The organism is Pseudomonas sp. MEJ086, assembly GCF_030209025.1.
Taxonomy (GTDB): domain Bacteria; phylum Pseudomonadota; class Gammaproteobacteria; order Pseudomonadales; family Pseudomonadaceae; genus Aquipseudomonas; species Aquipseudomonas fulva_A.
In genome coordinates this window covers 1-23,897 of sequence record NZ_JARVSV010000006.1, presented here as the reverse complement: position 1 = coordinate 23,897, position 23,897 = coordinate 1, and the positions used below count along the sequence as shown (strand labels likewise).

The 23,897-nt window shown below is 60.4% G+C and carries 24 protein-coding genes; 12 read left to right on the top strand and 12 right to left on the bottom strand.

The window, feature by feature from the left end:
- The gene (locus QRN22_RS03505) at positions 1-678 is read left to right on the top strand and encodes a class I SAM-dependent methyltransferase (protein ID WP_042551851.1); all 678 of its coding nucleotides are present in this window, start codon (positions 1-3) and stop codon (positions 676-678) included.
- Complete coding sequence (locus tag QRN22_RS03500; RefSeq protein WP_042551852.1) at positions 678-1,373, top strand: lipopolysaccharide kinase InaA family protein; 696 nt, start codon at positions 678-680, stop codon at positions 1,371-1,373. The genes QRN22_RS03505 and QRN22_RS03500 overlap by 1 nt, the downstream gene beginning before the upstream one ends.
- Positions 1,374-1,583: 210 nt before the next feature.
- Here QRN22_RS03500 and QRN22_RS03495 read toward each other — a convergent pair whose 3' ends face one another.
- The 7 genes from QRN22_RS03495 to QRN22_RS03470 form a co-directional block, all read right to left on the bottom strand.
- Entirely contained in the window at positions 1,584-1,877 is a 294-nt protein-coding gene (locus QRN22_RS03495; RefSeq protein WP_156152628.1) for a hypothetical protein, read from the bottom strand.
- 80 nt (positions 1,878-1,957) lie between these two features.
- On the bottom strand, positions 1,958-2,227 hold the full coding sequence (locus QRN22_RS03490; protein WP_082045669.1) for a hypothetical protein: 270 nt from the start codon (positions 2,225-2,227) through the stop codon (positions 1,958-1,960).
- 1,107 nt (positions 2,228-3,334) lie between these two features.
- A complete protein-coding gene (locus tag QRN22_RS03485) occupies positions 3,335-3,655 on the bottom strand; it encodes a hypothetical protein (RefSeq protein WP_285401351.1) in 321 nt (106 codons plus the stop codon).
- 137 nt (positions 3,656-3,792) lie between these two features.
- On the bottom strand, positions 3,793-4,203 hold the full coding sequence (locus QRN22_RS03480) for a hypothetical protein (protein WP_156152802.1): 411 nt from the start codon (positions 4,201-4,203) through the stop codon (positions 3,793-3,795).
- Between the two features lie 174 nt (positions 4,204-4,377).
- On the bottom strand, positions 4,378-4,923 hold the full coding sequence (locus QRN22_RS03475) for a DUF3916 domain-containing protein (protein WP_082045908.1): 546 nt from the start codon (positions 4,921-4,923) through the stop codon (positions 4,378-4,380).
- Between the two features lie 73 nt (positions 4,924-4,996).
- Complete coding sequence (locus QRN22_RS26535) at positions 4,997-5,245, bottom strand: DUF8617 domain-containing protein (RefSeq protein ID WP_502945145.1); 249 nt, start codon at positions 5,243-5,245, stop codon at positions 4,997-4,999.
- A gap of 14 nt (positions 5,246-5,259) precedes the next feature.
- Positions 5,260-5,535: a barstar family protein gene (locus QRN22_RS03470; RefSeq protein ID WP_319801999.1), complete on the bottom strand. Its 276-nt coding sequence runs from the start codon at positions 5,533-5,535 to the stop codon at positions 5,260-5,262.
- Between the two features lie 360 nt (positions 5,536-5,895).
- On the opposite strand from QRN22_RS03470, the gene QRN22_RS03465 reads away from it, so the two are divergent.
- Both QRN22_RS03465 and QRN22_RS03460 read left to right on the top strand, forming a co-directional pair.
- Positions 5,896-6,021 carry a phage integrase N-terminal SAM-like domain-containing protein gene (locus tag QRN22_RS03465; RefSeq protein ID WP_350310362.1) on the top strand — a complete coding sequence of 42 codons (126 nt, stop codon included), beginning with the start codon at positions 5,896-5,898 and terminating at the stop codon, positions 6,019-6,021.
- Between the two features lie 97 nt (positions 6,022-6,118).
- Positions 6,119-6,400, top strand: coding sequence for a tyrosine-type recombinase/integrase (locus QRN22_RS03460; protein WP_231570233.1), 282 nt, complete (start codon positions 6,119-6,121; stop codon positions 6,398-6,400).
- A gap of 83 nt (positions 6,401-6,483) precedes the next feature.
- Here QRN22_RS03460 and QRN22_RS03455 read toward each other — a convergent pair whose 3' ends face one another.
- Positions 6,484-6,903 (bottom strand): Lrp/AsnC family transcriptional regulator, encoded by a 420-nt coding sequence (locus QRN22_RS03455; protein WP_042556423.1) that lies wholly within the window; start codon positions 6,901-6,903, stop codon positions 6,484-6,486.
- A 179-nt stretch (positions 6,904-7,082) separates the two neighbouring features.
- Here QRN22_RS03455 and yjeH point away from each other — a divergent pair, with 179 nt between their 5' ends.
- On the top strand, positions 7,083-8,339 hold the full coding sequence (gene yjeH / locus QRN22_RS03450) for an L-methionine/branched-chain amino acid transporter (protein WP_042556407.1): 1,257 nt from the start codon (positions 7,083-7,085) through the stop codon (positions 8,337-8,339).
- A 2-nt stretch (positions 8,340-8,341) separates the two neighbouring features.
- Here yjeH and QRN22_RS03445 read toward each other — a convergent pair whose 3' ends face one another.
- Positions 8,342-13,291, bottom strand: a complete 4,950-nt coding sequence (locus QRN22_RS03445; RefSeq protein WP_042556408.1) for a tetratricopeptide repeat protein — start codon at positions 13,289-13,291, stop codon at positions 8,342-8,344.
- Positions 13,292-13,444: 153 nt separating this feature from the next.
- Here QRN22_RS03445 and yejK point away from each other — a divergent pair, with 153 nt between their 5' ends.
- On the top strand, positions 13,445-14,452 hold the full coding sequence (gene yejK / locus QRN22_RS03440; RefSeq protein WP_042556409.1) for a nucleoid-associated protein YejK: 1,008 nt from the start codon (positions 13,445-13,447) through the stop codon (positions 14,450-14,452).
- Between the two features lie 24 nt (positions 14,453-14,476).
- A complete protein-coding gene (locus QRN22_RS03435) occupies positions 14,477-14,800 on the top strand; it encodes a glutaredoxin family protein (protein ID WP_042556410.1) in 324 nt (107 codons plus the stop codon).
- Positions 14,801-14,832: 32 nt separating this feature from the next.
- Here the strand turns inward: QRN22_RS03435 and QRN22_RS03430 are convergent, their stop codons facing one another.
- Positions 14,833-15,321, bottom strand: a complete 489-nt coding sequence (locus QRN22_RS03430; RefSeq protein ID WP_042556411.1) for a GNAT family N-acetyltransferase — start codon at positions 15,319-15,321, stop codon at positions 14,833-14,835.
- Positions 15,322-15,405: 84 nt separating this feature from the next.
- On the opposite strand from QRN22_RS03430, the gene QRN22_RS03425 reads away from it, so the two are divergent.
- Complete coding sequence (locus tag QRN22_RS03425) at positions 15,406-15,897, top strand: MerR family transcriptional regulator (RefSeq protein WP_231570234.1); 492 nt, start codon at positions 15,406-15,408, stop codon at positions 15,895-15,897.
- Here the strand turns inward: QRN22_RS03425 and QRN22_RS03420 are convergent.
- Together QRN22_RS03420 and qhpR are read right to left on the bottom strand one after the other, a co-directional pair.
- Positions 15,845-16,855, bottom strand: coding sequence for an NAD-dependent epimerase/dehydratase family protein (locus QRN22_RS03420; protein ID WP_042556413.1), 1,011 nt, complete (start codon positions 16,853-16,855; stop codon positions 15,845-15,847). The genes QRN22_RS03425 and QRN22_RS03420 overlap by 53 nt on opposite strands.
- A gap of 175 nt (positions 16,856-17,030) precedes the next feature.
- The gene (gene qhpR, locus QRN22_RS03415) at positions 17,031-18,122 is read right to left on the bottom strand and encodes an AraC-like transcriptional regulator QhpR (RefSeq protein WP_042556414.1); all 1,092 of its coding nucleotides are present in this window, start codon (positions 18,120-18,122) and stop codon (positions 17,031-17,033) included.
- Positions 18,123-18,466: 344 nt separating this feature from the next.
- Here qhpR and exaC point away from each other — a divergent pair, with 344 nt between their 5' ends.
- From exaC to eutC, 4 genes are all read left to right on the top strand, one after another.
- Positions 18,467-19,987, top strand: coding sequence for an acetaldehyde dehydrogenase ExaC (gene exaC / locus QRN22_RS03410; RefSeq protein WP_042556415.1), 1,521 nt, complete (start codon positions 18,467-18,469; stop codon positions 19,985-19,987).
- Positions 19,988-20,063: 76 nt separating this feature from the next.
- Positions 20,064-21,509 carry an ethanolamine permease gene (gene eat, locus QRN22_RS03405; protein ID WP_042556416.1) on the top strand — a complete coding sequence of 482 codons (1,446 nt, stop codon included), beginning with the start codon at positions 20,064-20,066 and terminating at the stop codon, positions 21,507-21,509.
- Positions 21,510-21,554: 45 nt separating this feature from the next.
- The gene (locus QRN22_RS03400) at positions 21,555-22,949 is read left to right on the top strand and encodes an ethanolamine ammonia-lyase subunit EutB (protein WP_042556417.1); all 1,395 of its coding nucleotides are present in this window, start codon (positions 21,555-21,557) and stop codon (positions 22,947-22,949) included.
- Between the two features lie 9 nt (positions 22,950-22,958).
- On the top strand, positions 22,959-23,768 hold the full coding sequence (gene eutC, locus QRN22_RS03395) for an ethanolamine ammonia-lyase subunit EutC (protein ID WP_042556418.1): 810 nt from the start codon (positions 22,959-22,961) through the stop codon (positions 23,766-23,768).
- Positions 23,769-23,897: the final 129 nt, after the last annotated feature.

The following is a 23,897-nucleotide window of genomic DNA, read 5'->3' as shown; positions in this document are numbered from 1 at the left end:
ATGTCCAAGCCCAGATCCATCGAGCTCGCATTCTCCGGCAAGTACGACCAGAACCATGCTCAGGGTTACCTCAACAAACACCAGGACGGGCTGGCCCGTCGGCTTTCCCATTGGCGCGATCTTCAGGTAGGCCGTAGCGCCCTGCGCCTGGCCGGCGATCCCAACCTGGTGCTGGACCTGCCCTGCGGTGCGGGCCGTTTCTGGCCGATGCTCGCCGAACACCCGAACCGGGTGATCCTGGCCGCCGACAATTCCGCTGACATGCTCAGCACCGCCCTCGCCGCTCAACCAGCCGAGGTGGTCGCCCGGGTAAAAGCCTTCAAGACCTCGGCGTTCGACATCGCCCTGGGCGACAACTCGGTGGACTGCGTGTTCTGCATTCGTTTGCTGCACCACCTCCAGTCAGCGGAACATCGGCTGGCGGCGCTGGGCGAATTTCATCGCGTCACCCGGGATACCGTGATCGTGTCGTTATGGGTCGACGGCAACTACAAGGCCTGGCGTCGGCGCCGCCTGGAACGGCGCCGCGGCGTTGGCGAGAATCGCTTCGTGGTGCGCCGCGACGAAATCGAATTCGAGTTTCTCAAAGCCGGTTTCCAGATCCTCGGCCACCGCGACTTCCTGCCCGGTTACGCCATGTGGCGCACCTACGTGCTGCGCAAGCGTGAGGTGCTGTAATGGCGACGGTCCTCGGCTATCAATCGGCAGTGCAGGCCAGTTCGACCTTCGAGCGCTGGTGGCAATGCAGCGGCGCCTGGGTGGAGCCCCTCAACCAGCGCCGCGAGGGAGAAAGCGGTGTGCAATTTCTGCAACCACGCAACCCGTCTTACCCGGCGCTGTACAGCAAGCGCCAGACCGGCCATCTGTATCGCAGCCTGCGCCATCCGCTGGGCCGCCCGACCATCATGCGCGAGCTACAGGCATACCAGGCATTCGCGCAATTGGGCATCCATGTGCCAAAACTCGTTTATGGATCGGCCAGAAAACAAGCCGGCCAGTGGCAGGCGCTGCTCATCACCCAGGCCCTTCCGGGCTTTATCAGCCTCGATCAGTGGTACGCCGAAGCACGCGCTCCCGAGCAATCCCGCTGCATATTGACGGCCCTGGCCAACACCTTGGCACGCCTGCACCAGAACCGCTGGCAACACAGTTGCTGTTATGCCAAGCACATCTTCGTCAAGGTCAACGATCTTGAAGACAACTCACCCAGCGCAGAGATCGCCCTACTCGACCTGGAAAAAAGCCGCCGCCGCTGGCGCAAAACCGATGCCTCACGCCACGACATGCGCCAGCTACAACGCCACCGTGGCGCCATGCCCGACGAGGATTGGGATTTACTGATGGAAGCCTATGCGTCGTTGATGCAGCGATAAAATGTACTTACGCACCAAGGCGTAGAGCGTATTAAGGCGTAATCCGCCGAATGAAAGTGGCATCACCGTGCTCCAATAACAGAACGCCCCGTGCGAGGCGAGGCGCTCAGTCTAGCGGTGGATATAGCCAGTTAGCGGTAAATGACGGATTACGCTGCGCTAGGCTACGCGCACCGATCCATCCTACAGGTGCTGTTCCGTCTTACCGCGTTAATTTATTGCTCTCGATACAAAAATAACCTCTTCATCATCTGAATCTGTTATCAAAAAATCGGCCATTTCACCTATCTCCGCTGAAGGCCAATAAAGCTCCTGTGCTTTAGCTTGGTTTTCCCAGCGGATCGCAATGCATTCCGAGGAAAAATTAGAAGCCAACCATTCATAGCCATTAATTGATCGCATCGGTGAGCTTATGAATACTACGGATGCCTCCATAGGTATACCAAAAGAGTAAACAATCACCCTGTCCTCTAGCTCAACAGTTACGCCATCTCGATATTTCATACTGGACTACCGCTAACGTTTGGTTAAGGGGCGGGCCTTAGGCCATCCCAGTGAGCGAAGCGAACGGTTTGAACCACTAGTTAGGCATCATGGCTAACTGATTGTAAGAACCTAGCTTGAAAATTTGTTGCCAGCATTCGATCTACTGCATTCAGAGATTCTATTGCTTGCTGAGGATCAAATGTGCGTCCTTGCAGGATAGCGTCAGCTTGATTATGGAGAGCATATGCCAGATGGGCTGCAGCTTTTACCGCCGGATCAGGAGTGTCGTCGCTACCTAAATGATGGGCGAGCAATTGCCGGATTTCGTAAACGGCGAAAGCCAACAATTGGTTTTGCGTAATGTCCATGCAAATGTATCTCCATGGTGCCTAACGATTAAGCTAAGAGGCGGCGGCACACCGTCCCAGCGAACGAAGTGAGAGATTTCAGCGCCTTGTTAGCTTTCATCACGATGCCTGATCGGGGTTGGAGTATCTTGGCAGTTCTGGAGTAAGGCATATTTTCCATTGGACTTGTCCACTAAGGAAATTGGCTGTGAAGTGTCGCCACCATCCAGCGATATCCTTACCTCCATTTCTTGATCTTCAAACGAGAGTAGTTCATTAATCAAGCCAGCTATTGTCTTGCCTCTGGACGTCCACTCAGGATTCTTCATGTGAGACCTAACTTTTGGTTAAGGGTCGGGCTTTAGCCCGTCCCAGTGAGCGCAGCGAACGGTTTGAACCAGTTGTTAGGCTGTGCCATTAGCTTGGTACCACTTTTTAACAAGAGCAGATGAATGATGGCGAACTCTCTGTGAAAAATGTTTGTTTTCTACAATTGAGTTTAATTCCTGGGTGATCTCGTTGTTGGCTGGCGCTCCTTGCTCTAGCCAGCTAACATCAAGACCAACCCAATATTCTGATGGAGCTTGTAAACCCGCAAGAACAATTTCGTGTGCAGGGGGCTGATTGCAGCGTTGTTCGCTGTAGGGTGACTCTAAGTAAACAACTAAGGCTCGCGGATCCATTGTGAGGCCTAACGTTTGGTTAAGGGGCGGGCTTTAGCCCGTACCAGCGAGCGACTTAAACCACTAGTTAGACGCGGTGGTAAATCGAGCATTGAATGTGCAGGCGACGCCAAATGTACCTCAAGCCGAACCGAAAGGGTGGGCAACGAACGTGCGGGCGCTGGCAGATAAAGAAAGGTGAGGCGTCAACGAGGCTTGCTCCGGCGATGGGCCGGTAAGGCCACTGCAGAACGCTGCGGACATTCAGCTGACTGGTGCGCTGATGCCTAATGCTTGTAGCTGCGCAAAGGTTTGGCTGATGAACTGATTTAAGGCTTCCGTGCATATAAAACCACCAAAACGAATAACCGTTTCTAACGTTTGAGTTAAGCGGACCACCGCAGGCGGGTCCGCTTGAAGGAATGGATAGGCTTCGGCGCCGCTCCGCGTAGCACCACGGGAGGCTCTAAAGAAAGCTGCCTTGAGAAAAGGTTATCTCGCCATCCTCGAATTCTCGAACCCATACATCACGTAACTCTTCACCACGACCGCGCGCGTGAAATGAGACGGAGGGTTGAAAACTAGCGACACGCTCGACTAGGTAAGAGAGATAGCTTGCTGAGACGTTGAACATGACTTCCTGACCAGAGAACGCGTCCCTCAGGTCTTGGAGTACATCGAAGTTTATGCCGTCTTCGGCAAGAACCTTCTTCAATTCAACTTGTATCGAATCGACGTCGATCTCGTTTTCGATATATTGGATCTCTAGGAATGTTGCAAAGCTCATTCGTGCTCCGTATTCAGATGTTCGTGGGCCAACTGGCACTTCAGAAGTATGGAAGTCCTAACGTTTGGTTAAGGGGCGGGTTTTAGCCCGTCCCAGAGAGCGAAGCGAACGATTTGAACCACTTGTTAGAGAGCATTTTAGGAGTTCCATGGGACTTGCTTTAGCTCCCAAGCGCTTCCATACCTTGAGCGTTCCGTAATTTTATTTGGCCCGCTTTCTGGTGCCTCAGCGGAGTAGTTGGAGCGCCACGTGTAGCGCTCTCTCGACCAAGTAACTATTAACTCTGCTTCGCTCCAGTATAAATTTGATAGCAGTGTTTCAAACTCTTCGAGCCAATCATTTTCTAGGCAGTAAAATTCTTTATACCCTGCGGAAAAGTTTATATGGCTACCGTAGTAAGAGTGAGGTTGGCTCTGAGGAATATGGGAGAAAAGTCTTTTGATTAGATAAGCGCCGGTCTCTGGCAGAGCTTGAAGCTGCACAATATTATGAGCATCTTGAGATGATGTCGTGATCCCTGCAATAAAACCATAGACACTAACTGACATGATGTTCTCTAACGTTTGGTTAAGGGGCGGCGGAACGCAGTCCCAGTGAGCGGAGCGAGCAATTTGAACCGCTAGTTAGGTGTCAGGCACACGGCCAGCGCTCACCAGGATGCTCACGCTCCCAATGGTATTTGAAAAATCCCAGTGAGCGAGGCGAACGATTTGAACCACTTGTTAGCCGTACTGATGGACTTCGCCAAAATACCAATGCTCAGAAATATATGGATTTCCATCATCATCTTTGTCAATACGCAAAACTCCAAGCTCATTAAAATCCTCCGGTAGTTCTAGCCCAAATTCTTGAGCAAGACTTTTTCCTTGGATTCTTTCAATTTTCCCGAAGCGTCCAATTTGTTCGACTGTGTGCTCTTTAAAATATTCTTCACTTGTATAAACGCACAACTCACTTGAGAACATGCAGGGAAATGAAATAACGCATGTGACTCTAGAGTACTCAGCGTCTTGGGGTTTGGCTTTGTATATATGGTGTGCGGCATCTATAAGTTGCTGTGCACAAAATGCTTGTATGCTCTTGGTGGTTTGCTTGCCCTCAACAAGATTTCGATACACAGGGATCTTATAGTTCCAGTACTTTTCCTCTGGTGTTAGCTGGCTTGGAAAATATCCTGAGAACGATTTTTTCCAGCGCGCGAGTGCACGTAAACGACGTGGTATGCCACGAAGTTTTTTATTGCTAAACGAAAATCTGCGAGCTGTCATAAAGTATGGCTAACGTTTGGTTAAGGGGCGGGCTTTAGCCCGTCCCAGTGAGCGGAGCGGGCGACTTGAACCACTAGTTAGGTTGTTCTCTGGAGTAGGTAGCAAACTCGGCACTGCCTTTTTTTGCCCACATTAGTCGTTCGCAGTTGGGACAGATATAAATGCTGCCCGATACTGAATACAAGGCATCGAGTTTTTCTTCACTCCCAAGGCCAGAGGTGCTGATTGAGTCAAACTCCTCGTCTCGAATCGTTATCCAGCCGGTGTCTGGGATTGGCGAGAGGTTATGAATGTAGCCGCATGGGCATGCAAGCTTTGGCATGATCTACCTAAAGATTAAGCTAAGGAGCGGCGGCACGACGTCCCAGTGAACGTAGTGAGCGATTTGAGCGTCTGGTTAGGCATAAACCACTTCGCTTGCGAGCTGCGGATATTCACCCTGCATTTCAACAAGGCATTTTTTAGTAGTACAGCGTCACGAGGCAGGCGCTCGGAGAACTGCGGCCACCCCAAGAACCTAACTGTGTATGGCATTTCAACCAAGCCCGTTATGGCGTCCCAGAAAGCGTCCCAGTTAGCTCCATACCAGCCCGGAAAATTCAGCGAACTCATCAGCAACGAATGTAATTCTTCTGCACTAGTAACCGCTCGTAGATCGATCTCTATGAGCTGTACGCGAGGCATATGTTTTGGCCTAACAGTGATTAGATGGAATTCTTCGTTAAAGCAATAGTAAAGAATTCCGCATAATGCCGCACCACCCAACGTAAGCATAAGAAAAAATACTTATTTATCAGGATCTTAAGCCCATACATCCCCACACGCCGTACTCGCTTGACTTGTGCATTCCACCTGCCGCCACCACTGCATATAAAACCAGAAGCACCACACTGGAGTCGACATGGATCGTTCACCCTCCAAGCCTCGCCTGCGTGAGCAGGTCAGCGCAGTGATGCGTGTGATCACTACAGCATTCGCACCGAGCAGTCTTACTGGTACTGGATTCGCTATTTCATCCGCTTTCATCGGTTGCGCTATCCGATGGAGATGGGAGCTGTGGAGGTCAGCGATTTTCTTGCGTGGCTGGCGTGGCGGTAGATCGCAAGGTGGCTGCCGCGACCCAGAACCTGGTGCTCAATGCGTTGGTGTTTCTATGCACCAACGTGCTTGTGCCGCTGGGCCAACTTGGTGAGGTGTGCATGCCAAACGCCCCACACGTATTCCCTGCGTATTGACGCATGCTGAGGCAACGGCACTGATCGCCCAGCTTGGCCAGTCGTATCAGTTACTGGCCGCACTTATGCAAGGTACCGGTTTGCGCGTGGTGGAGGCTGCTCGCCTGCGTAGCAAGGATGTGGATTTTGATCGGCAGGTGATCACCGTACATGACGGCAAGGGCGCCAAGGAGCGGATGACCTTGTTACCTACTTCGCTTATTGCAGGAGCGGCGGGCACGCAGGCTCGCCGGCTCGGGTGAACCTGATCAAGGCCTGCGTGCTGCGTATCACTGCTGAGTAGCCCTTGCCGCTCATGGCACTGCATGTTCGCCACGGCTCAAGCTCACATCAGCCAGTCCTTGACCAGCACATGGGTCTTCACCTTGAAGACGCCGGGGAAGTTCTCGATTTCGCCACGTACTTCAGCCAACCGTTCCATGGAAGGTGCCTCGATATACAGCAGCATGTCGGTTTCCCCGCTGATGCCGGAGCAGCGACGGATTTCCGGGAATACACGCATGCGCTCGACGTACTGTTCGCAGCGCCCGCCGGTGTAGAACAGCTCCAGATAAGCCCGCACCGCGATACTGGTGGGTTCGGCGATGCGGGCGTGATAGCCCTGAATGACCCCGGACGCTTCCAGCTGGCGGATGCGCTCGCTCACCGCGGAGCGTGACAGGTTGACCTGCCGGGCGACCTCGGTGACGGTCAGGCGCGCGTCTGCGCGCAACAAGGCGATGATGCGTTGATCGAACTTGTCCACGTGGCTCTCTGCACCCGTCTGCACATACAAGATGACGGGCATTCCCGCCGTTTCGTCGGTCTACGCCGACACTTCGCCAGCAGCCGCCGAAGCGAGGCGGCCTTACCATGACAGCCTGGCGGATCAGCGCACCGCAACGGGTGACAGCCGCCATGTCACGACGAGCGAGAGCATACAACATGAGTCGACTGAACAAGGAATTGGGGCTGCTGCAGGGCGTGGGTTTGCTGTGCACGTCACTGCTGGGCACCGGGATTTTCGTGATTCCGGCGCTGGCTGCCACCGCTGCTGGCGAGATCTCGCTGTGGGCCTGGCTGCTGCTGATCGCGCTGGTGCTGCCGATGGCGTTCACCTTCGCCCAGCTCGGCCGCAGTTACCCCCATGCTGGCGGTGCACCGCACCTGATCGGTCGTGCATTCGGCGAGCGCATGGAGCGCTTGAGCGCGTTTCTGTTTCTCGCGGTGATTCCGGTCGGCTTGCCGGCGGCGCTGAATATCGCCAGCGGGTTCTGGCATGCCTTGTTTGAGCTAAGCGACCTGGCGGTGCTGGCTATCCAGCTGGCTACGCTGGGCATCATCCTGTTGCTCGGCCAACGACCTGCACGCACCTCGGGCAGCGTGCAGCTCGTCATAGCCCTGGCCATCGTCGCCACCATCGCGCTGATCTGGTTCAAGGGCGACCTGCCTCACGCCGATCAACCCCTGCTGCCGCCTCTGGCGGGCAACTGGCAGTTGCTCCCGGTGGCGCTGGGCGTGATGTTCTGGTGTTTCGTCGGCATCGAGGCCTTCACCCACCTGGGCGAGGAGTTCAGGAACCCGCAGCGCGACTTTCCCCTGGCCCTGCTGCTCGGCGTGGTGCTCGCCGGCCTGGTGTACTGGGCCTGCTCGGTGGCGGTACTGAGCTTTCACGCCTACGGCGATGCACGCACCGACGCGGCCTCGCTGCCACGCATGCTCGATCTACTGCTCGGCGACGGGGCTCGCTGGCTAAGCGCGAGCATCGGCTATCTGGCCTGTTTCGCCTCCATGAACGTGTACATCCAGGGCTTCGCCCGGCTGATCTGGAGCCTCGCCGACGAAGGCAAGCTGCCGCGCCTGCTGGCTGCCCGTAATGCCAATGGTGTGCCGGCCAGGGCGCTGCTGCTGGTGGTGCTCAGCTGTGCACTGAGCACCACGGTGATCTGGTGCCTGTCACTGTCGCTGGATCAACTGATCCGCTATGCCAACGGCAACTTCGTCGTCATCTACCTGCTCAGCATGGCCGCCGGCTGGGTGCTGCTCAAGGGCGTATGGCGCTGGCTGGCCGGCATCAGCGCCCTGCTCTGCCTCGGCATCCTGCTGATGCTCGGCATCGACGCGCTGTATGCCATCGGCCTGCTGGGTGTGCTGATGCTGCTCGACCGCAGGCGCCAGGCGCGCCGGGCCTGCGTGGCATGAGGTCAGCCCTTCCACCAGCGGCGTAGACGCCAGCGCCAGCGCGCGGAAAGCAGCTCGCCATGCAACCCGAGGCGTACGCCAACGCGCTGGCGCAGGCGCCAGAATGCCAGGTGCTTCGGCCCCGCCAGATCCTCGCCTTGCTGCAGGCGCTCACGAGCCTGGTCCGGGGTGACGGCGTCGGCACAGGCCTCGGCCAGGTTCAGCAGGGCGCGATAATAATTGCGCATCGAGGCGCCCTCCAGGCGCTCCAGCCAGCCACCGAGGGCTTCTTGATCACCGGCCAGTGCCGCGTCGACGGCCAGCCAGACCATGGCATCGGCTTCCCGTGGATCACGCTCCAGCGCCTGCCTTGAAATCGCCGCGGCAGTGTCATCCATGCCGCGCACACGATAGCCCAGCGCCAGGTTGCCCAATGCCCAGGCCGGTGCATCGGGCCGCTGCCAGTCACCGAGGGTGTCGAACAGCAGTCGATAGCGCTTGCTTTCGACCAGGGCATAGCTGGCGGCGCCCCATACGTCGGCCTCCTCGGCAATGGCCTGTCGACAGCTGTTCAGGACGGAGCCGAGCAGGATGCGATTGGCGTGCGGCGTCCTGCCCAGTATGCGGAACATCGCGCACTTGGCCGCGTGACGCGGGTCATTGCGCAGCGCCTTGCGGAAGGCGTACGACAGCGTGAGGTTGCTCAGCAGGTCATGGGTACGCCAGCTCAGCCAGGTTTCCACCGCTGCGCTATGCAGGCTGCCGTCGGCGATCCCGGCATCCAGCACTTCACGCAGCAGTGGCTCACGGACGGCGAAGTCGGTTACGTCATCGTCCCAGCGCGACTCCGCGGCCGCCTCGCTGGCCAGGAAGGTCAATGCCCGACGCTGCAGTTCGCGTTCACCGCTCGCCCGTGACAACGGCAGCACCCGACCCCAGGCGGCGACCTGGTCACCGGTTTCGAGCAATGCGTCCAGCCGTTGCAGCGCGGCGCCAGTGCCCTGCAGTTCAGCGACCAGATCGAACGCGTTGAAGGCCGCGAAGCTGTAGCGGGCATCCAGTGCCCAGGCACGCTCGAACGCAGGCAATGCCTGAGCCTTGTCGCCATGCAGCAGCAGCGCATGGCCAAGGAAGCCATGGGCCATGGCGACCTGAGGCTCCAGACGGACCATTTCGCGAGCGGCGCCGATGTAGGCCGGGTGGTCGCCATCTTCGTCATGCCAGTCAGCCAGGTGGCGCCAGCCCTGATAGCTGTCCGGATGTTGCGTCAGCAGGTCACGCAGGGCGGCGATGGCTCCAGGGCCATCCCCCTCGGCACGCAAGGCGCGCGGCCCGTAGAGCGCCATGTCGATCGGCGGTTTGCCTTCCCAGTACGGGGCGGCGAGCACCCTGCGCATGTCGTCGTGGCGCCCCGCCTCCAGCAGCAGATCCAGCAGGCGGCCGTTGATCGCCCGATGCCGAGGGCTGTAGCGCAATGCCTCGCGCAGGGCACGCTCACGCTCGGCCAGGTCACTTTCCTGATCGGCCAGGGCGATCCAGGCATCGGAGTCCCCCGGCCGGCTCTCCACCAGTTCCCGCGCCAACTGCAAGGGGCGCTGCTCGCACTGCAGCGTGCCCGCATAGTGCCTCAGCTGATTCCACGCCCACTCGTTGCCCGGCTCGTCGCGCAGCACCCGCTCGGCCTGATCCGCCGCTTCGGCGAACGCATCGCGGCGGCCCAGTACGTAGGCCAGATAGACCCGCAGCTCGGTGTTCTCCGGCGCACGCGACAACACCTGGCGCAGCATGCGCTCGGCCTCGTCCAGGCGATCGTCCTGCTCCAGCAGGCAGTCGACATAGAGACTGACGCTGGGCGTCCACAACGGATTGATGCGCAAGCTCTCCTGTAGCGTCTCGTAACAGGCATCGAGCTCGCCAAGGTGCTTGTGCAGCCGCGCCAGCTCCAGCGACAGCCTGGGCAGCAGTGGAAAACGCTCGATCGCCTGGCGCAGGGTGGCGGCAGCCGCCTCGTGCTGATCCATGCGCGCCAGCTGGCGGGCCACGACCACCCAGAGATGCCAGAGGTCCTCACGCTGCTCCAGCGCCTCGCGCAACTGGTCGAGCAATACCTGTGGCTCGAGCAAGCGCTGCGCCTGTTGCTCATACGCCAGCCAGCCGTCTCCGAAGGTTACCTGGCGCACCAGTTCGGCGTGGATCTCGGCGAGCGTCTGGGTGGCCTGCTGCTGGCCATCGCAGGTGTCGAGCAGGACATTGCTGGCATAGTCGTTGTCGACCGACAGGCGCAGGGCCAGTCGCATGGCCTCCCGGGCGGCCTCCCGACGACCGTCCTGCAACAGGACGAAGCCGCGGGTGGAATGGTAGAAGGTGCTCTGCATGTCGACCTGACCAGCCTGCTCGCAGAGCTGCAACGCCTCGTCACGACGCCCCTGCCGAGCCAGGCAGATGGCCAGTTCGCGCAGAGCCCAGGAATACTGGGGATGATTCTCCAACAGGCGACGCAGCGCCTGTTCCGCCGCTGGCAGCGAGCGGCGCTGCGCGCGCTCCACTTGCAGCTCGGCGATGCCCAGATGGTGCGGGTATTGGCCAGCCAGTTCCTCGACGTACTGGTCAGCCGCTTCGCTGCCCTCGCTCTGTTCCAGCAGGGTCACGCACATGCGCTGCGCCGCTACCGACAATGGCTCGAGGGCCGCGGCTTCCCGTGCCCACTCGAGCGTCTGCAGCACATCGGCGGCACGGCGCATACCCTGCTTGACCGCGGCACGCAGCCACCAGGCGCGACGACACCGCGGCTCGGCGCGGGCCAGCAGCGCCTGACAGGCATCGATGTCACCGTTGCGCCCGTGGTATTCGGCCAGCCCCAACAGCAGTTCGCCGTCCTCGGGGCGCTGCTCCAGTGCCTGCTCCAGCAGGGCCTGGGCGTCATAGGGGCGCAACAACTCGTCGAGCATCTCGCTGAGGGTCAGGCTGGGCGCGGCAGCCAGCCGGCCAAGCTGGGCCTGACGCCGTTCGAGGAATTGCAGCCCTTCTGCCGTACGCCCCAGCGCCCGCAGCGCGCGGAAATACTGCACGCTGTAGCCTTCGTGGGAAGCGTGCAGGCAGGCAGCGATTCGATACAGCTCGCAGGCCTGTTCGCGCAGGTTCTCGCCCCAGCGCAAACTGGCCAGGGCATTCCAGGCGCGGGCCTGGGTGGAGGTCTGCAGCAGCACCCGTTCGAGAATCCCGCTGACCTGTTCATGGGTACGGCCATCCTCGCTGAGCAGTTCGGCATAGCGCACGCTGATCGTCGGCTCGTTCCAGCGCTCCTGGCAGTGCCCGGCGAGCCAGTCCAGCTGAACGGAACGGGGCTGTAGCTGCGCCAGCGAATTGGCCTTGGCCAGAATCAGGTTGGAGTCCTCGGGAAACTGCTTCAGCAGTGCCTCGGTACCCTGCAGCACTTCACGTTCCTGACCGTCGTACCAGCCCAGGGAGCGTTGCGCCTGGCGGGTCAGCCGGTGCTCGGCAGCAAGCGCCTGCAAGGCCTGGTAGGCAGTCAGTGCCTCGTCGCGGCGATGGACTTCCAGGGCACTGGTGAATCGATAGTACAAATCCCACAGGTCACGATCCGGCAACACCAGGCCTTCCAGGCGTCCCGCTTCGGCAGCCGGCAGCAACAGCATGCCCCGCGGACCGGAGGCGCGCTGTGCCTCGAACAGTTCCTCGGCCAGGTACTCGCCATGCTGTGGCTGTGCGGGGTCACGCACCAGCAGCGTGCCACGTGGTTCGTCGTAGCCCACCAGCGCCTGCAGATGACCGCTGCCGGTGTATTGCAAGGTCAGTGTGAAGGGAACACCGCGGTCGATCAGCGCACGGGTGGTCGCCCAGTCCGCGGTGAACTCCACGGCCAGATAGCCATTGCGCTCCGCCCAGGCGCGCTCGGCCTGGTGCGAGGTGCCGTCGTAGCAGATTTCCTCGGCAACCTCGAGGTGTTCGACGGGCAGCCCCCAGTAATCGGAAATCGCCGTCAGGGTGGCAGGCACACAGGTCATGTGATGCTGCCTGACGAAACGTACCGGCAGTACCTGACGCCGCCCCGTCGGCTCGGCGAGACGGGTCTGCACGTTCAGGTAGAACCCGCCGCCCGCCTTGCCTGCCAGCTCGCGGGCTGCCGCGTAGTCGCCCTGCAGGCAGGCAATGTCACAGCGGCGGGCGGCGGCCCAGTCGGTACGCCGGCGCTCGGTGATCGGCTCGAGCGTTTGTATGTGATCGAGCCAGGACGACGCTTCGTCCAGCAGCCCGCGCTCGATCAGGTGATCGACCAGGTGCGCGCAGATGCCTGGGCTTTGCATGTCACGGGCGCCACGGCGCATCAGTTGCAGAGCCGCATCGGCGTGCCCGAGCTGCAACTGCAGGGAGGCTGCCTGCATCAGGGCGGAACGAAAATCGGGGCGTGAGTCGAGTACCTGTTCGCACAGCGCCAGCGCTTCTTCGCGGCGGTCCTCCTGCTCCAGCGCATGGCTGCGCTCGACCAGCAACCAGGGGTCATCATCACTCAGTGCGCGAGCCTCCTCGAACAGCGCTTCGGCTGCCTGAAAATCACGCAACGAGGCATACAGGAAGCCCTTGAACGACAGCCATTCAGCACGCAACCCCTGCTCGGGCGGCAGCCAGTCGCCGAACGACTGGAACAAGCGCCAGGCACGATAGTGACCTCGGCGGGCGAACAGCATGCGGGCGTAACGCAGACGCGCATGGGAGGACTGCGGATAGCGTCGATAAGCCAGCCAGTTCAGCGCATCGGCCAGCCGTGGTGCACCGACGTGCCCTGCCAGCCGGGCAAAGCTGGTCATCGCCTCGGCGCCTTGCCAGTAACGGGGATCGCCCTGCTCGCTGGCCAGCGCGTAGGCCTGCAGCAGCAGGCCACGATCGACCAGCGCATCGAGGCGTTCGAGCAGAGCCGGTGATGGCGTCTGGGAATGGGGATTGAAAACGGACATTGCACTACCCTCCTTGGTCGTCGAATCTCGGCGGCACTCTATGCCGCCACGGCGTCATCGACAAGGGTGGCAGGCTGCACCTGTGACGGCCTGCTCGGGTACACTAGCGCCTCGCTGCGCTTCGTCACCCACTCGCTGTCACAAGGACCTCCCATGCCGATCCGTCACTGTATCGTCCACCTGATCGACAAGAAGCCCGACGGCAGCCCTGCCGTGCTGCACGCCCGCGACAGCGAACTGGGCGCTTCCCAGGCTATCGAGAACATGCTCGCCGACCTTAACGAGAGCTATAACGCCAAACAGGGCAAAGCCTGGGGCTTCTTTCATGAGGAATCCGGCGCCTACCCCTTCAGTGGCTGGTTGAAAACCTACCTCGATGAAGGCCAGGAATTCGCGGCGTTCAGCCGTCAGGCCGTGGAGCATCTGCAGAAGCTGATGGAAGAGTCCAACCTGTCCACCGGTGGTCACGTACTGTTCGCCCATTATCAGCAAGGCATGACCGACTACCTGGCCATCGCCCTGCTGCACCACAGCGAAGGTGTCGCCGTGAACGACGCCCTGGACGTGACCCCGGCCAAGCACCTGGATCTGGGCCAGCTGCACCTGGCGGCGCGAATCAACATCAGCGAGTGGCGCAACAACAAGCAGTCGAAGCAGTACATCTCCTTCATCAAAGGCAAGAACGGCAAGAAGGTCTCGGAGTACTTCCGCGACTTCATCGGCTGCCAGGAAGGCGTCGACTCGCCCAGCGAGACACGCACCCTGCTCAAGGCCTTCAGCGATTTCGTCGAGAGCGAAGACCTGCCCGAAGAACAGGCCCGGGCGAAGACCGACACCCTGGTCGACTACGCCACCAGCCAGGCCAAGATGGGCGAGCCGATGACCCTGGAAGAACTCTCCGGGCTGATCGACGAAGAGCGGCCGAAAGCGTTCTACGATCATATCCGCAACAAGGACTACGGCCTGTCGCCGGAGATCCCTGCCGACAAGCGCACGCTGAGCCAGTTCCGCCGCTTCACCGGCCGTGCCGAAGGCCTGTCGATCAGCTTCGAGGCCCACCTGCTGGGCTCGAAGATCGAGTACGACGAGGCCTCGGACACCCTGACCATTCGCAACCTGCCGACTCAACTGACCGACCAGTTGAAGCGCCGCAAAGACTGATCGACCTGAGCAGAGGGCTGCAGCATGAAACGGATTTTGCTGATTCTTGCGATACTGGCGACCTGGCAACACTGGGATCGCATCGAGCCACGGCTGTTCGGCAACAGCCAGCAGGTCGCCGGCCAGGGCGAGGTGATCCTCTACGCCACCAGCTGGTGCGGCTACTGTGCCAAGACCCGGGAATTTCTCGGCGAGCGGGGCATCGCCTATACCGAGCTGGACATCGAAAAGTCCCCCGAAGCCCGCCGCGCCTACGACGCCCTGGGTGGCCGCGGCGTGCCGGTGCTCAAGGTCAACGACACGGTGATCCACGGCTACAACCCGCAGGGGATTTTGGCGGCGTACTGAGTTCAGGTGAGGAACTGGCGGCTCAAGGTGAGCTATGGTCGATCCGCTCTGCTGCGGGTCATATGGATGAGTGCTGATCTACGGCTATCCAGAGAGGCTCTCTCTTCGACAGCAAAGGGCAAGAAACCTAGTTTCGGATAAAGTAGCAAGCCTGCTGTATTTTCATTGAAGCACGAGATCTGTACCTCTGTGGCGTCATAACGGTCGAACGCCAGAGCTGTCATCGTCTCTACGATAAAGGTAGCCACGCCGTTACCTCTTGCCTCTCGGGCAACGACGACATTGCCAATACAGCAAACCCCACCCGCTTCAACCTGATAAAAGTTAGCAAAACCGACTACACCATTCTCGCTCTCGACAACCGTCGAATCGAATCGTTGAGCAATCGCGTTAGACAGCTGAGCTTCAGTCAAAGGGTATTGAGCTTTCGGGAACATATAGAACAGTTCCTGAGCGTTAAGGGGAAAGCTACAAATCGTCTTGATGTCATCAGCCTTCACAGGCCTGTGTTGCAATATCATCGCGCGTCCTTGAGGTCTTTGCTTTCGGCACTCTAGCTCATCAATCTTATCAAACGCTTTATTTGGTTATCGGGATACACATCAATGCGATTGCAGCCGTTCTCGACCGGCAGCTTTCGGCCAAAAAGCGGTCATTTTGCGTTTTGGCCATTTCTCGCTGTGACCTGCAGACCAAACGATCAGGATGTGATTATGTATATTGGTGAACTTGCCAAACGAGCGCACTGCACACCGAAGGCCATTCGTTTGTATGAGCGGATGGGGCTGATAACGCCTCAGCGGATGGGCAGCTATCGATCTTACACCGCACATCATCTAAAACTTGTTCAGATGATCCGTCAGGCCCAGACGGTGGGTTTCAAATTGGCAGAAATGAGTGAGCTGCTAGCCGCCAAGCAGCACCAGGCGCCGTTTCCCCTGGCCCTTGCCAATCAGGGTATCGAAGCCAAGCGCGTGGAGCTAAACGTAGAAATCCAATCTCTGTTAAGTCGCCAAGCTAATCTCACCCAATTACAGCAGCAACTCAACGAGCAATTTGGCCCGGATTCGGGTGTCTGTACGCCAGTAGGTGCGTAAATGCTTGTATCAGGGCTTCCTGCGCAGGGCGAGGTTGGTAACCCAATTCGGTGACCGCTTTTTCAATGCTGTAGCGCTGCTGCACGCCATAAAACATCCGTACCTGACTTCGCAGCAATTCGGCTGGTTTGCCGATGATGGTGGCACGCAGCTCTTGCAGCCAGGCGATCAGCAGGAGTAACGCCTTGGGTGCACGCGGTGGCAGCCGATAACCGGGGCAGCAGGCGTTAAGCGCTAAAATCACGTCTGCCAGTGACGATGATTGCGAGTTCGCCAGAATGTAGCGTTGGCCAGAGAGGCCACTCTGTGCAGCTCGAATCAGGCCATCGGCTACGTCACGTACATCGACAAAATTGAAATGAAAGTTCGGATCAATTACCAGTCTGCGATCAAGAACGGCAGCGAGAAAGCCCATGGTGTCGGTCAGCCGTGTAGCATTCGGGCCGATGATCGCTGACGGCAATATGGCAACCATCGATAGATTCATAGCTTTTGCGGTTTCCCATGCAGCGCGCTCAGACAGAATCTTCGACAGGTAGTACGGATTCTGCTCCTCGGTGTTCCAGATAGTTTCATCCAACTGCTTGCCGCTGTGCCCCACGGCGGCCACTGAACTTACATACACCACGCGCTTGACGCCCGCCTCGGCAGCAGCACGCAACACGTTTCGTGTGCCCTGCACATTGACCTCAACGATCTCGGCGTACGGATTTTTCGCCCAGTGTTTGAACACAGCTGCCACTTGGTACAACACGTCTACGCCTTGCAAGGCATGGCGCAAAGAGTCCGGATCTAGCAGTTCGGCACGAACCACATGACAGCCGAGCGTGTTCAATTCTGTGGGCTGTTGCGGGTCACGAACGCCTGCGCGCACCTGCTGCCCTCTGGCGAGCAACTCTTTGACCAAGGTGTTGCCAAGATGCCCATTAGCACCGGTGACGAGCGATAGCGTTTGCATAGGTAGCCTTATCCACTAGGAGTGGAACCCGAAACAGATAAGGCATCGTGAGGGTTGCCCCTAGGGGCAGAGTCAACGAGAACGGGAACAGACCAGACAGACCACAGTCCCTGTGGGAGGAGCTTCATCCACGCTTAATCCCACAAGCATTGTTGCGACGTACTGAGCCGCTCACTCAGTGAGCGCGCCCGCCGACGCCGTCACTGTCGTGTCGCCACTGCCGTGGGCTGACACCGAACCAGCGGCGGAAGGCGCGTGAGAAGGCACTGACTTCCGAGTAACCGAGCAGTGGCGCCAGGTTGGAGATGGGCAGTTGGTGCTGACGCAGGTAATGGGTGGCCAAATCGCGGCGCAGCTTGTCCACCATCGCGGAGAAGGTCAGGCCCTGGTCGCGCAGGCGTCGCTGCAGTGACCAACTGCTCATGCCCAGCCGCTCGGCAGCCAGTTCCAGCACCGGCTCACCAATCAGCAATTGCTGGCGAATCTGCTCACGGACGTCGTCGGCGATATCCCGCTCACCTCGCCCGCTCAGGTTACTGAGCTGGCTGAGCGAGTCCTGCATGACCAGCAGCAACACCGGGTCGCTCTGCGGCATGGCGCGATCCAGGCCGCGCTTGGGAATGATCAGCGAGTTGAACGGCTGCTCGAAATACACCGGCGCATCGAAGACTTTGCAGTGCTCATGCCAGTGTTCGGGGCGCGGGTGCTCGAAATGCACGGCCCGCGGCGCCCACTGATGGCCGAGCACGTGACGCACCAGATTGAGTGCCATGCCCAGAGTCAGCTCGGCATCCTGACGGCGGCAGAGAATGGCGCCGTGGCGTACCTGATAGTCGAAGCGGTAGCACTCGCCTTCATCCACCAGGCGAATCAGGCTATTGCGCTGATGCAGGGGGAAGGCACGGGAAAAGTTGATCAACGCCTGCTCGACGGTCGCCGAGCACAACCCGATATAACCGAGCAGCCCCAGCGCCTGAGGCTTGAACTGCTGCCCATAGTAGAGACCGAAGTTGTCGCAGCCGGATTGCCGCGAGGCCTCCTCCAGCACCTGGCAGTAATTGGGCAGGGCCAGGCTCAGCGTCGGGTGGCGCAGGGACTCCGGGTCGATACCGGAAACGCCGAGGATGCGATCCGCGTCACCACCTTGTTTTTCGATGAAGCCACACAGACCGCTGGCAGCGGCCGCCAGGACGCCGCTATTGGTTTGCCCACCGGATAACAGGGACAAACCAGCAGCCAAACCGGACTGGGCGAGAACGGAGCTCATGGCGCCTCCTTCGTGACAATTCATGTCTGGAAGCAAGAAGCACGCCGCCCCTCGTCGGATCGACCGTACAGGCTCTGCACCAAGGCTCTGCGGACAGAAGGTGGTATCGCACCCGGCTAAAAAGCCCCAAAACGAGTCATTCGGAAACACCCGCACCGAAACGGGGCGCACCATTTGACTCACCACGACAGAGCCAAGGCTGTGGTGAAAATTTGACCTTGCAGAACAGCCAGCCCCGCCTAGCGTCAAGTCAGCGACATGAATTCGTCTCATAGTTCAAGCGAGCTCCGGTCGAACCATCGACCCCTTTACAACTACAAGAAACCGTCCTTGGGAGAACTGTCATGATCTACGCCAAACCCGGTACCGCAGGCGCTGTCGTCACCCTCAAGCCGCGCTACGGCAACTACATCGGCGGTGAATTCGTCGCCCCGGTCGGTGGCCAGTACTTCACCAACACCAGCCCGGTGGATGCCTCGGTGATCGGTGAATTCCCCCGTTCCGACGCCAAGGACATCGACAAGGCCCTCGACGCCGCCCATGCCGCCGCCGATGCCTGGGGCAAGACCTCGGTGCAGGACCGTGCGTTGATCCTGCTGAAGATCGCCGACCGCATCGAAGCCAACCTCGAACTGCTCGCTGTCGCGGAAACCTGGGACAACGGCAAGGCCGTGCGCGAGACCCTCAACGCCGACGTGCCACTGGCCGCCGATCACTTCCGCTACTTCGCCGGCTGCATCCGCGCGCAGGAAGGCAGCGCGGCGGAGATCAACGAACACACCGCCTCCTATCACTTCCACGAACCGCTGGGCGTGGTCGGGCAGATCATCCCCTGGAACTTCCCGCTGCTGATGGCCGCCTGGAAACTGGCTCCGGCCCTGGCGGCCGGCAACTGCGTGGTGCTCAAGCCCGCCGAGCAGACGCCGCTGTCGATCAGCGTGTTCGCCGAGCTGGTGGGCGACCTGCTGCCGCCGGGCGTACTCAACATCGTTCAGGGCTATGGCCGTGAAGCCGGAGAGGCGCTGGCCACCAGCACGCGCATCGCCAAGATCGCCTTCACCGGCTCCACGCCGGTCGGCTCGCACATCATGAAATGCGCGGCCGCCAACATCATCCCGAGCACCGTGGAGCTGGGCGGCAAGTCGCCCAACGTGTTCTTCGAAGACATCATGCAGGCCGAGCCAGCGTTCATCGAGAAGGCCGCCGAAGGCCTGGTGCTGGCCTTCTTCAACCAGGGCGAGGTGTGTACCTGCCCGTCCCGCGCGCTGGTGCAGGAGTCGATCTTCGAGCCGTTCATGGTCGAGGTGATGAAGAAGATCAAGGTCATCAAGCGCGGCAACCCGCTGGATACCGAGACCATGGTCGGCGCCCAGGCCTCCCAGCAGCAGTACGACAAGATCCTCAGCTACCTGGAGATCGCCCAGCAGGAGGGTGCCGAGCTGCTCACCGGCGGTGCCACCGAGAAGCTCGAAGGCGACCTGGCCAGCGGTTATTACATCCAGCCGACCCTGCTCAAGGGCAACAACACGATGCGCGTGTTCCAGGAGGAAATCTTCGGCCCGGTGGTCGGCGTGACCACCTTCAAGGACGAAGCCGAAGCCCTGGCCATCGCCAACGACACCGAGTTCGGCCTGGGCGCTGGCGTGTGGACGCGCGACATCAACCGCGCCTACCGCATGGGTCGCGGCATCAAGGCCGGCCGCGTATGGACCAACTGCTACCACCTGTACCCGGCGCACGCTGCCTTTGGCGGCTACAAGAAGTCCGGGGTCGGGCGCGAAACCCACAAGATGATGCTCGACCACTACCAGCAGACCAAGAACCTGCTGATCAGCTACGACATCAATCCGCTGGGCTTCTTCTGATCTGCCGATTTGCCATAGCCAGCCAACCCATAAAGCAGCGCTCGCCGCACCGCGGCGGGCGTGAAGGAGTCCTGAAATGTCCAAAGAGACACTCTCCACACCCTCTCAGAGTGGTGTGGAAACCGAAGCCGTTGGCGCCGAGTACTTCGCCAACCGGCAATTGAAGCAAGGCGCTGCGGGCTGGATCCTGTTGATCGGCCTCGGCGTTGCCTACGTGATTTCCGGCGACTACGCCGGCTGGAACTTCGGCCTGGCGCAAGGCGGCTGGGGCGGCATGTTCATCGCCACCCTGCTGATGGCGACCATGTACCTGTGCATGTGCTTCTCGCTAGCCGAACTGTCTTCGATGATCCCCACCGCAGGCGGCGGCTATGGGTTCACCCGTACCGCCTTCGGCCCGTGGGGCGGCTTCCTGACCGGTACGGCGATCCTCATCGAGTACGCCATCGCCCCCGCGGCCATCGCCTGCTTCATCGGCGCCTACTGCGAGTCGCTGTTCGGCATCGGCGGCTGGATCATCTACCTGGTCTTCTACGTGGTGTTCATCGGCATCCACATCCTCGGTGCCGGTGAGGCGCTGAAGCTGATGTTCGTGATCACCGCCGTGGCGGCCATCGCGCTGGGCGTGTACATCGTGGCCATGGTGCCGCACTTTCAGGTCGCCAATCTGTTCGATATTCCGGCTACCGAGGCCACTGGTGCCAGCGCCTTCCTGCCGTTCGGCTACCTGGGCATCTGGGCCGCCCTGCCCTATGGCATCTGGTTCTTCCTGGCGGTCGAAGGCGTGCCGCTGGCCGCCGAGGAAACCAAGGATCCCAAGCGCGACCTGCCACGCGGCTTGATCGGCGCCGTGCTGGTACTGCTGGTGTTCGCCGGGCTGATTCTGCTGGTCGGCCCTGGCGCTGCCGGTGCGCAGTCGCTGGTGGCTTCGGGCAACCCGCTGGTCGAGTCGCTGGTCAAGGTCTACGGCGGTTCCACCTGGATGAGCCAGTTCGTCAACCTGGTCGGCCTGGCTGGCCTGATCGCCAGCTTCTTCTCGATCATCTACGCCTATTCGCGGCAGATCTTCGCCCTGTCGCGCGCCGGCTACCTGCCACGTAGCCTGTCGCTGACCAACCGCAACAAGGCCCCGGTGATGGCGCTGATCGTACCGGGCATCATCGGCTTCGGCCTGTCGCTGACCGGCCAGGGCGACCTGCTGATTCTGGTCGCGGTATTCGGGGCCACCGTATCCTATGTATTGATGATGGCGGCGCACATCACCCTGCGCACCCGTCGCCCTGACATGCCCCGCCCCTATCGGACCCCTGGTGGCGTGCTGACTTCGTCGGTGGCTCTGGTGCTGGCTGCCGTGGCGCTGGTGGCCTGCTTCCTGGTCGACCTGCGCGTCGTGATCGGCGCTGCCATCATCTACGCTCTGTTCATCGCCTACTTCGCCTTGTACAGCCGTCACCATCTGGTGTCCGGTACGCCGGAGGAAGAGTTCGCCGCCATTCAGGCAGCCGAACGCTCTCTGCGCTGATTTGCCCCAAGTGGCCGCTGCGGCGGCCACGACAGGAGATACGCTATGGCTCGTTTTACCCACACCATCGGCAACATGACCTGGAGCTTCGACAGCCTGCGCGAGCTGATGGCCAAGGCCAGCCCGGCGCGCTCCGGCGACTATCTGGCTGAGGTCGCCGCGCAAAGCGACGCCGAACGCGCCGCGGCACAGATGGCACTGGCCAACGTGCCGCTCAAGCATTTTCTGCAGGAAGCACTGATTCCCTACGAAAAGGACGAGGTCACCCGGCTGATCATCGACACCCACGATGCAACTGCCTTCGCTCCGGTCAGCCACCTGACGGTCGGCGGGCTGCGCGACTGGCTGCTCGGTGAGGCTGCCGACGAAGCCAGCCTGAGCGCCCTGGCGCCGGGGCTGACACCGGAGATGGCGGCGGCCGTCTCGAAGATCATGCGTGTGCAGGATCTGGTGCTGGTGGCCCAGAAGACCCGCGTGGTTACCCGCTTTCGCAACACCATGGGGCTGCGCGGGCGGATGTCCACGCGCTTGCAGCCCAATCACCCCACCGACGATCCGGCCGGTATCGCCGCCAGCATCCTCGACGGCCTGCTCTACGGTAATGGCGATGCGATGATCGGCATCAACCCGGCCACCGACAGTGCGAGTTCGATCCGCGCCCTGCTGGACATGCTCGATGCGATCATCCAGCGCTACGAAATCCCCACCCAGTCCTGCGTGCTGACTCACGTCACCAGCTCCATCGCCGCCATCGAGCGCGGCGCACCGCTGGATCTGGTGTTCCAGTCGATCGCTGGCACCGAGGCGGCCAACGCCAGCTTCGGGGTCACCCTCAAGGTGCTGCAGGAAGGTTACGAGGCCGGTCTGAGCCTCAAGCGCGGCACCCTGGGCAACAACCTCATGTACTTCGAAACCGGCCAGGGCAGCGCCCTGTCGGCCAACGCCAACCACGACGTCGACCAGCAGACCTGCGAAACCCGCGCCTACGCCGTGGCGCGGCACTTCAACCCGTTTCTGGTCAACACCGTGGTCGGTTTCATCGGCCCCGAGTACCTGTACAACGGCAAGCAGATCATCCGCGCCGGCCTGGAGGATCACTTCTGCGGCAAGCTGCTCGGCGTGCCCATGGGCTGCGACATCTGCTACACCAACCATGCCGAAGCCGATCAGGACGACATGGACACGTTGCTGACTCTGCTCGGCACCGCTGGCATCAACTTCATCATGGGTATTCCCGGCTCCGACGACGTGATGCTCAATTACCAGACCACCTCGTTCCACGATGCTCTCTACGCGCGCAAGGTGCTCGGCCTACATGTCGCGCCGGAGTTCGAGCAATGGCTGGCGCGCATGGGCATCTTCCAGCAACAGGGCGGTCAACTACGCATGGGCGACGAGCTGCCGCCGGTGTTCCGCCAGGCCCTGGCGCAACTGGCTTAAGAGGACGTCATGTCAGACAAATCCCCCGCTACCGAAAACCCCTGGCAGCAGTTGCGGCAACTGACCCCAGCCCGTATCGCCCTCGGGCGCGCGGGCACCAGCCTGCCGACTGCCGCGCAGCTGGATTTCCAGTTCGCCCATGCCCAGGCCCGTGACGCCGTGCACCTGCCGTTCGACCATGAAGGCCTGCGTGAGGAGCTGCAGGGCCGAGGGCTCGACACCCTGCTGCTGCACAGTGCCGCAACGGATCGACATACCTACCTGCAACGCCCGGATCTGGGCCGACGCCTCAACGAGGAGTCGGCCACCGCGCTGGATGGCTACGCCGCAGAAAAGGGCCGCGGTTACGACCTGGCCATCGTCATCGCCGATGGGTTGTCGTCACTGGCCGTACGCCGCCACAGCTTGCCGTTCCTGGAAAGGCTGCTCGATCAGCTGGGCGAGGAAGGCTGGACCCTGGCACCCATCACCCTGGTCGAACAGGGCCGGGTCGCGGTGGCGGACGAAGTGGGCGAACGGCTGGGGGCGAAGATGACGGTGATCCTGATCGGCGAACGCCCCGGGCTCAGCTCCCCCGACAGCCTGGGTCTGTACTTCACCTACGCGCCGCGGGTAGGCCTCAATGACGCCTACCGCAACTGCATTTCCAACGTGCGCCTGGAAGGCCTGAGTTACGGCATGGCGACCTTTCGCCTGATGTACCTGATGCGTGAGGCCTGCCGGCGCCAGCTATCGGGCGTCGACCTCAAGGACGAAGCCGAAGTGCCGACCCTGGAGGACGCCGGGCCGGGCAACTTCCTGCTGCCGGATCAGCGTTAGACCGCATTGGGCCATCGGTGTAGGCGCCTCGGGAATGGAGTATGCCCGTAATCTTTCGCGGGCATGGCCCGCTCCCACAAAGGCACAGAACAGTCACCACTTCCGATACTTTCGACTATCGCAGCAGCC

Bases quoted from the DNA above. Each gene is read 5' to 3' on its own strand.
- QRN22_RS03435 (WP_042556410.1), top strand. From the start codon at position 14,477: ATGAAACGGATTTTGCTGATTCTTGCGATACTGGCGACCTGGCAACAC.
- yejK (WP_042556409.1), top strand. From the start codon at position 13,445: ATGCCGATCCGTCACTGTATCGTCCACCTGATCGACAAGAAGCCCGAC.
- QRN22_RS03445 (WP_042556408.1), bottom strand. From the start codon at position 13,291: ATGTCCGTTTTCAATCCCCATTCCCAGACGCCATCACCGGCTCTGCTC.
- QRN22_RS03485 (WP_285401351.1), bottom strand. From the start codon at position 3,655: ATGAGCTTTGCAACATTCCTAGAGATCCAATATATCGAAAACGAGATC.
- eutC (WP_042556418.1), top strand. From the start codon at position 22,959: ATGTCAGACAAATCCCCCGCTACCGAAAACCCCTGGCAGCAGTTGCGG.
- QRN22_RS03490 (WP_082045669.1), bottom strand. From the start codon at position 2,227: ATGGACATTACGCAAAACCAATTGTTGGCTTTCGCCGTTTACGAAATC.
- exaC (WP_042556415.1), top strand. From the start codon at position 18,467: ATGATCTACGCCAAACCCGGTACCGCAGGCGCTGTCGTCACCCTCAAG.
- yjeH (WP_042556407.1), top strand. From the start codon at position 7,083: ATGAGTCGACTGAACAAGGAATTGGGGCTGCTGCAGGGCGTGGGTTTG.
- QRN22_RS03400 (WP_042556417.1), top strand. From the start codon at position 21,555: ATGGCTCGTTTTACCCACACCATCGGCAACATGACCTGGAGCTTCGAC.
- QRN22_RS03480 (WP_156152802.1), bottom strand. From the start codon at position 4,203: ATGTCAGTTAGTGTCTATGGTTTTATTGCAGGGATCACGACATCATCT.
- QRN22_RS03500 (WP_042551852.1), top strand. From the start codon at position 678: ATGGCGACGGTCCTCGGCTATCAATCGGCAGTGCAGGCCAGTTCGACC.
- QRN22_RS03425 (WP_231570234.1), top strand. From the start codon at position 15,406: ATGCGATTGCAGCCGTTCTCGACCGGCAGCTTTCGGCCAAAAAGCGGT.
- QRN22_RS03475 (WP_082045908.1), bottom strand. From the start codon at position 4,923: ATGACAGCTCGCAGATTTTCGTTTAGCAATAAAAAACTTCGTGGCATA.
- QRN22_RS03420 (WP_042556413.1), bottom strand. From the start codon at position 16,855: ATGCAAACGCTATCGCTCGTCACCGGTGCTAATGGGCATCTTGGCAAC.
- QRN22_RS26535 (WP_502945145.1), bottom strand. From the start codon at position 5,245: ATGCCAAAGCTTGCATGCCCATGCGGCTACATTCATAACCTCTCGCCA.
- qhpR (WP_042556414.1), bottom strand. From the start codon at position 18,122: ATGAGCTCCGTTCTCGCCCAGTCCGGTTTGGCTGCTGGTTTGTCCCTG.
- QRN22_RS03470 (WP_319801999.1), bottom strand. From the start codon at position 5,535: ATGAGTTCGCTGAATTTTCCGGGCTGGTATGGAGCTAACTGGGACGCT.
- QRN22_RS03495 (WP_156152628.1), bottom strand. From the start codon at position 1,877: ATGAAATATCGAGATGGCGTAACTGTTGAGCTAGAGGACAGGGTGATT.
- eat (WP_042556416.1), top strand. From the start codon at position 20,064: ATGTCCAAAGAGACACTCTCCACACCCTCTCAGAGTGGTGTGGAAACC.
- QRN22_RS03430 (WP_042556411.1), bottom strand. From the start codon at position 15,321: ATGATATTGCAACACAGGCCTGTGAAGGCTGATGACATCAAGACGATT.
- QRN22_RS03505 (WP_042551851.1), top strand. From the start codon at position 1: ATGTCCAAGCCCAGATCCATCGAGCTCGCATTCTCCGGCAAGTACGAC.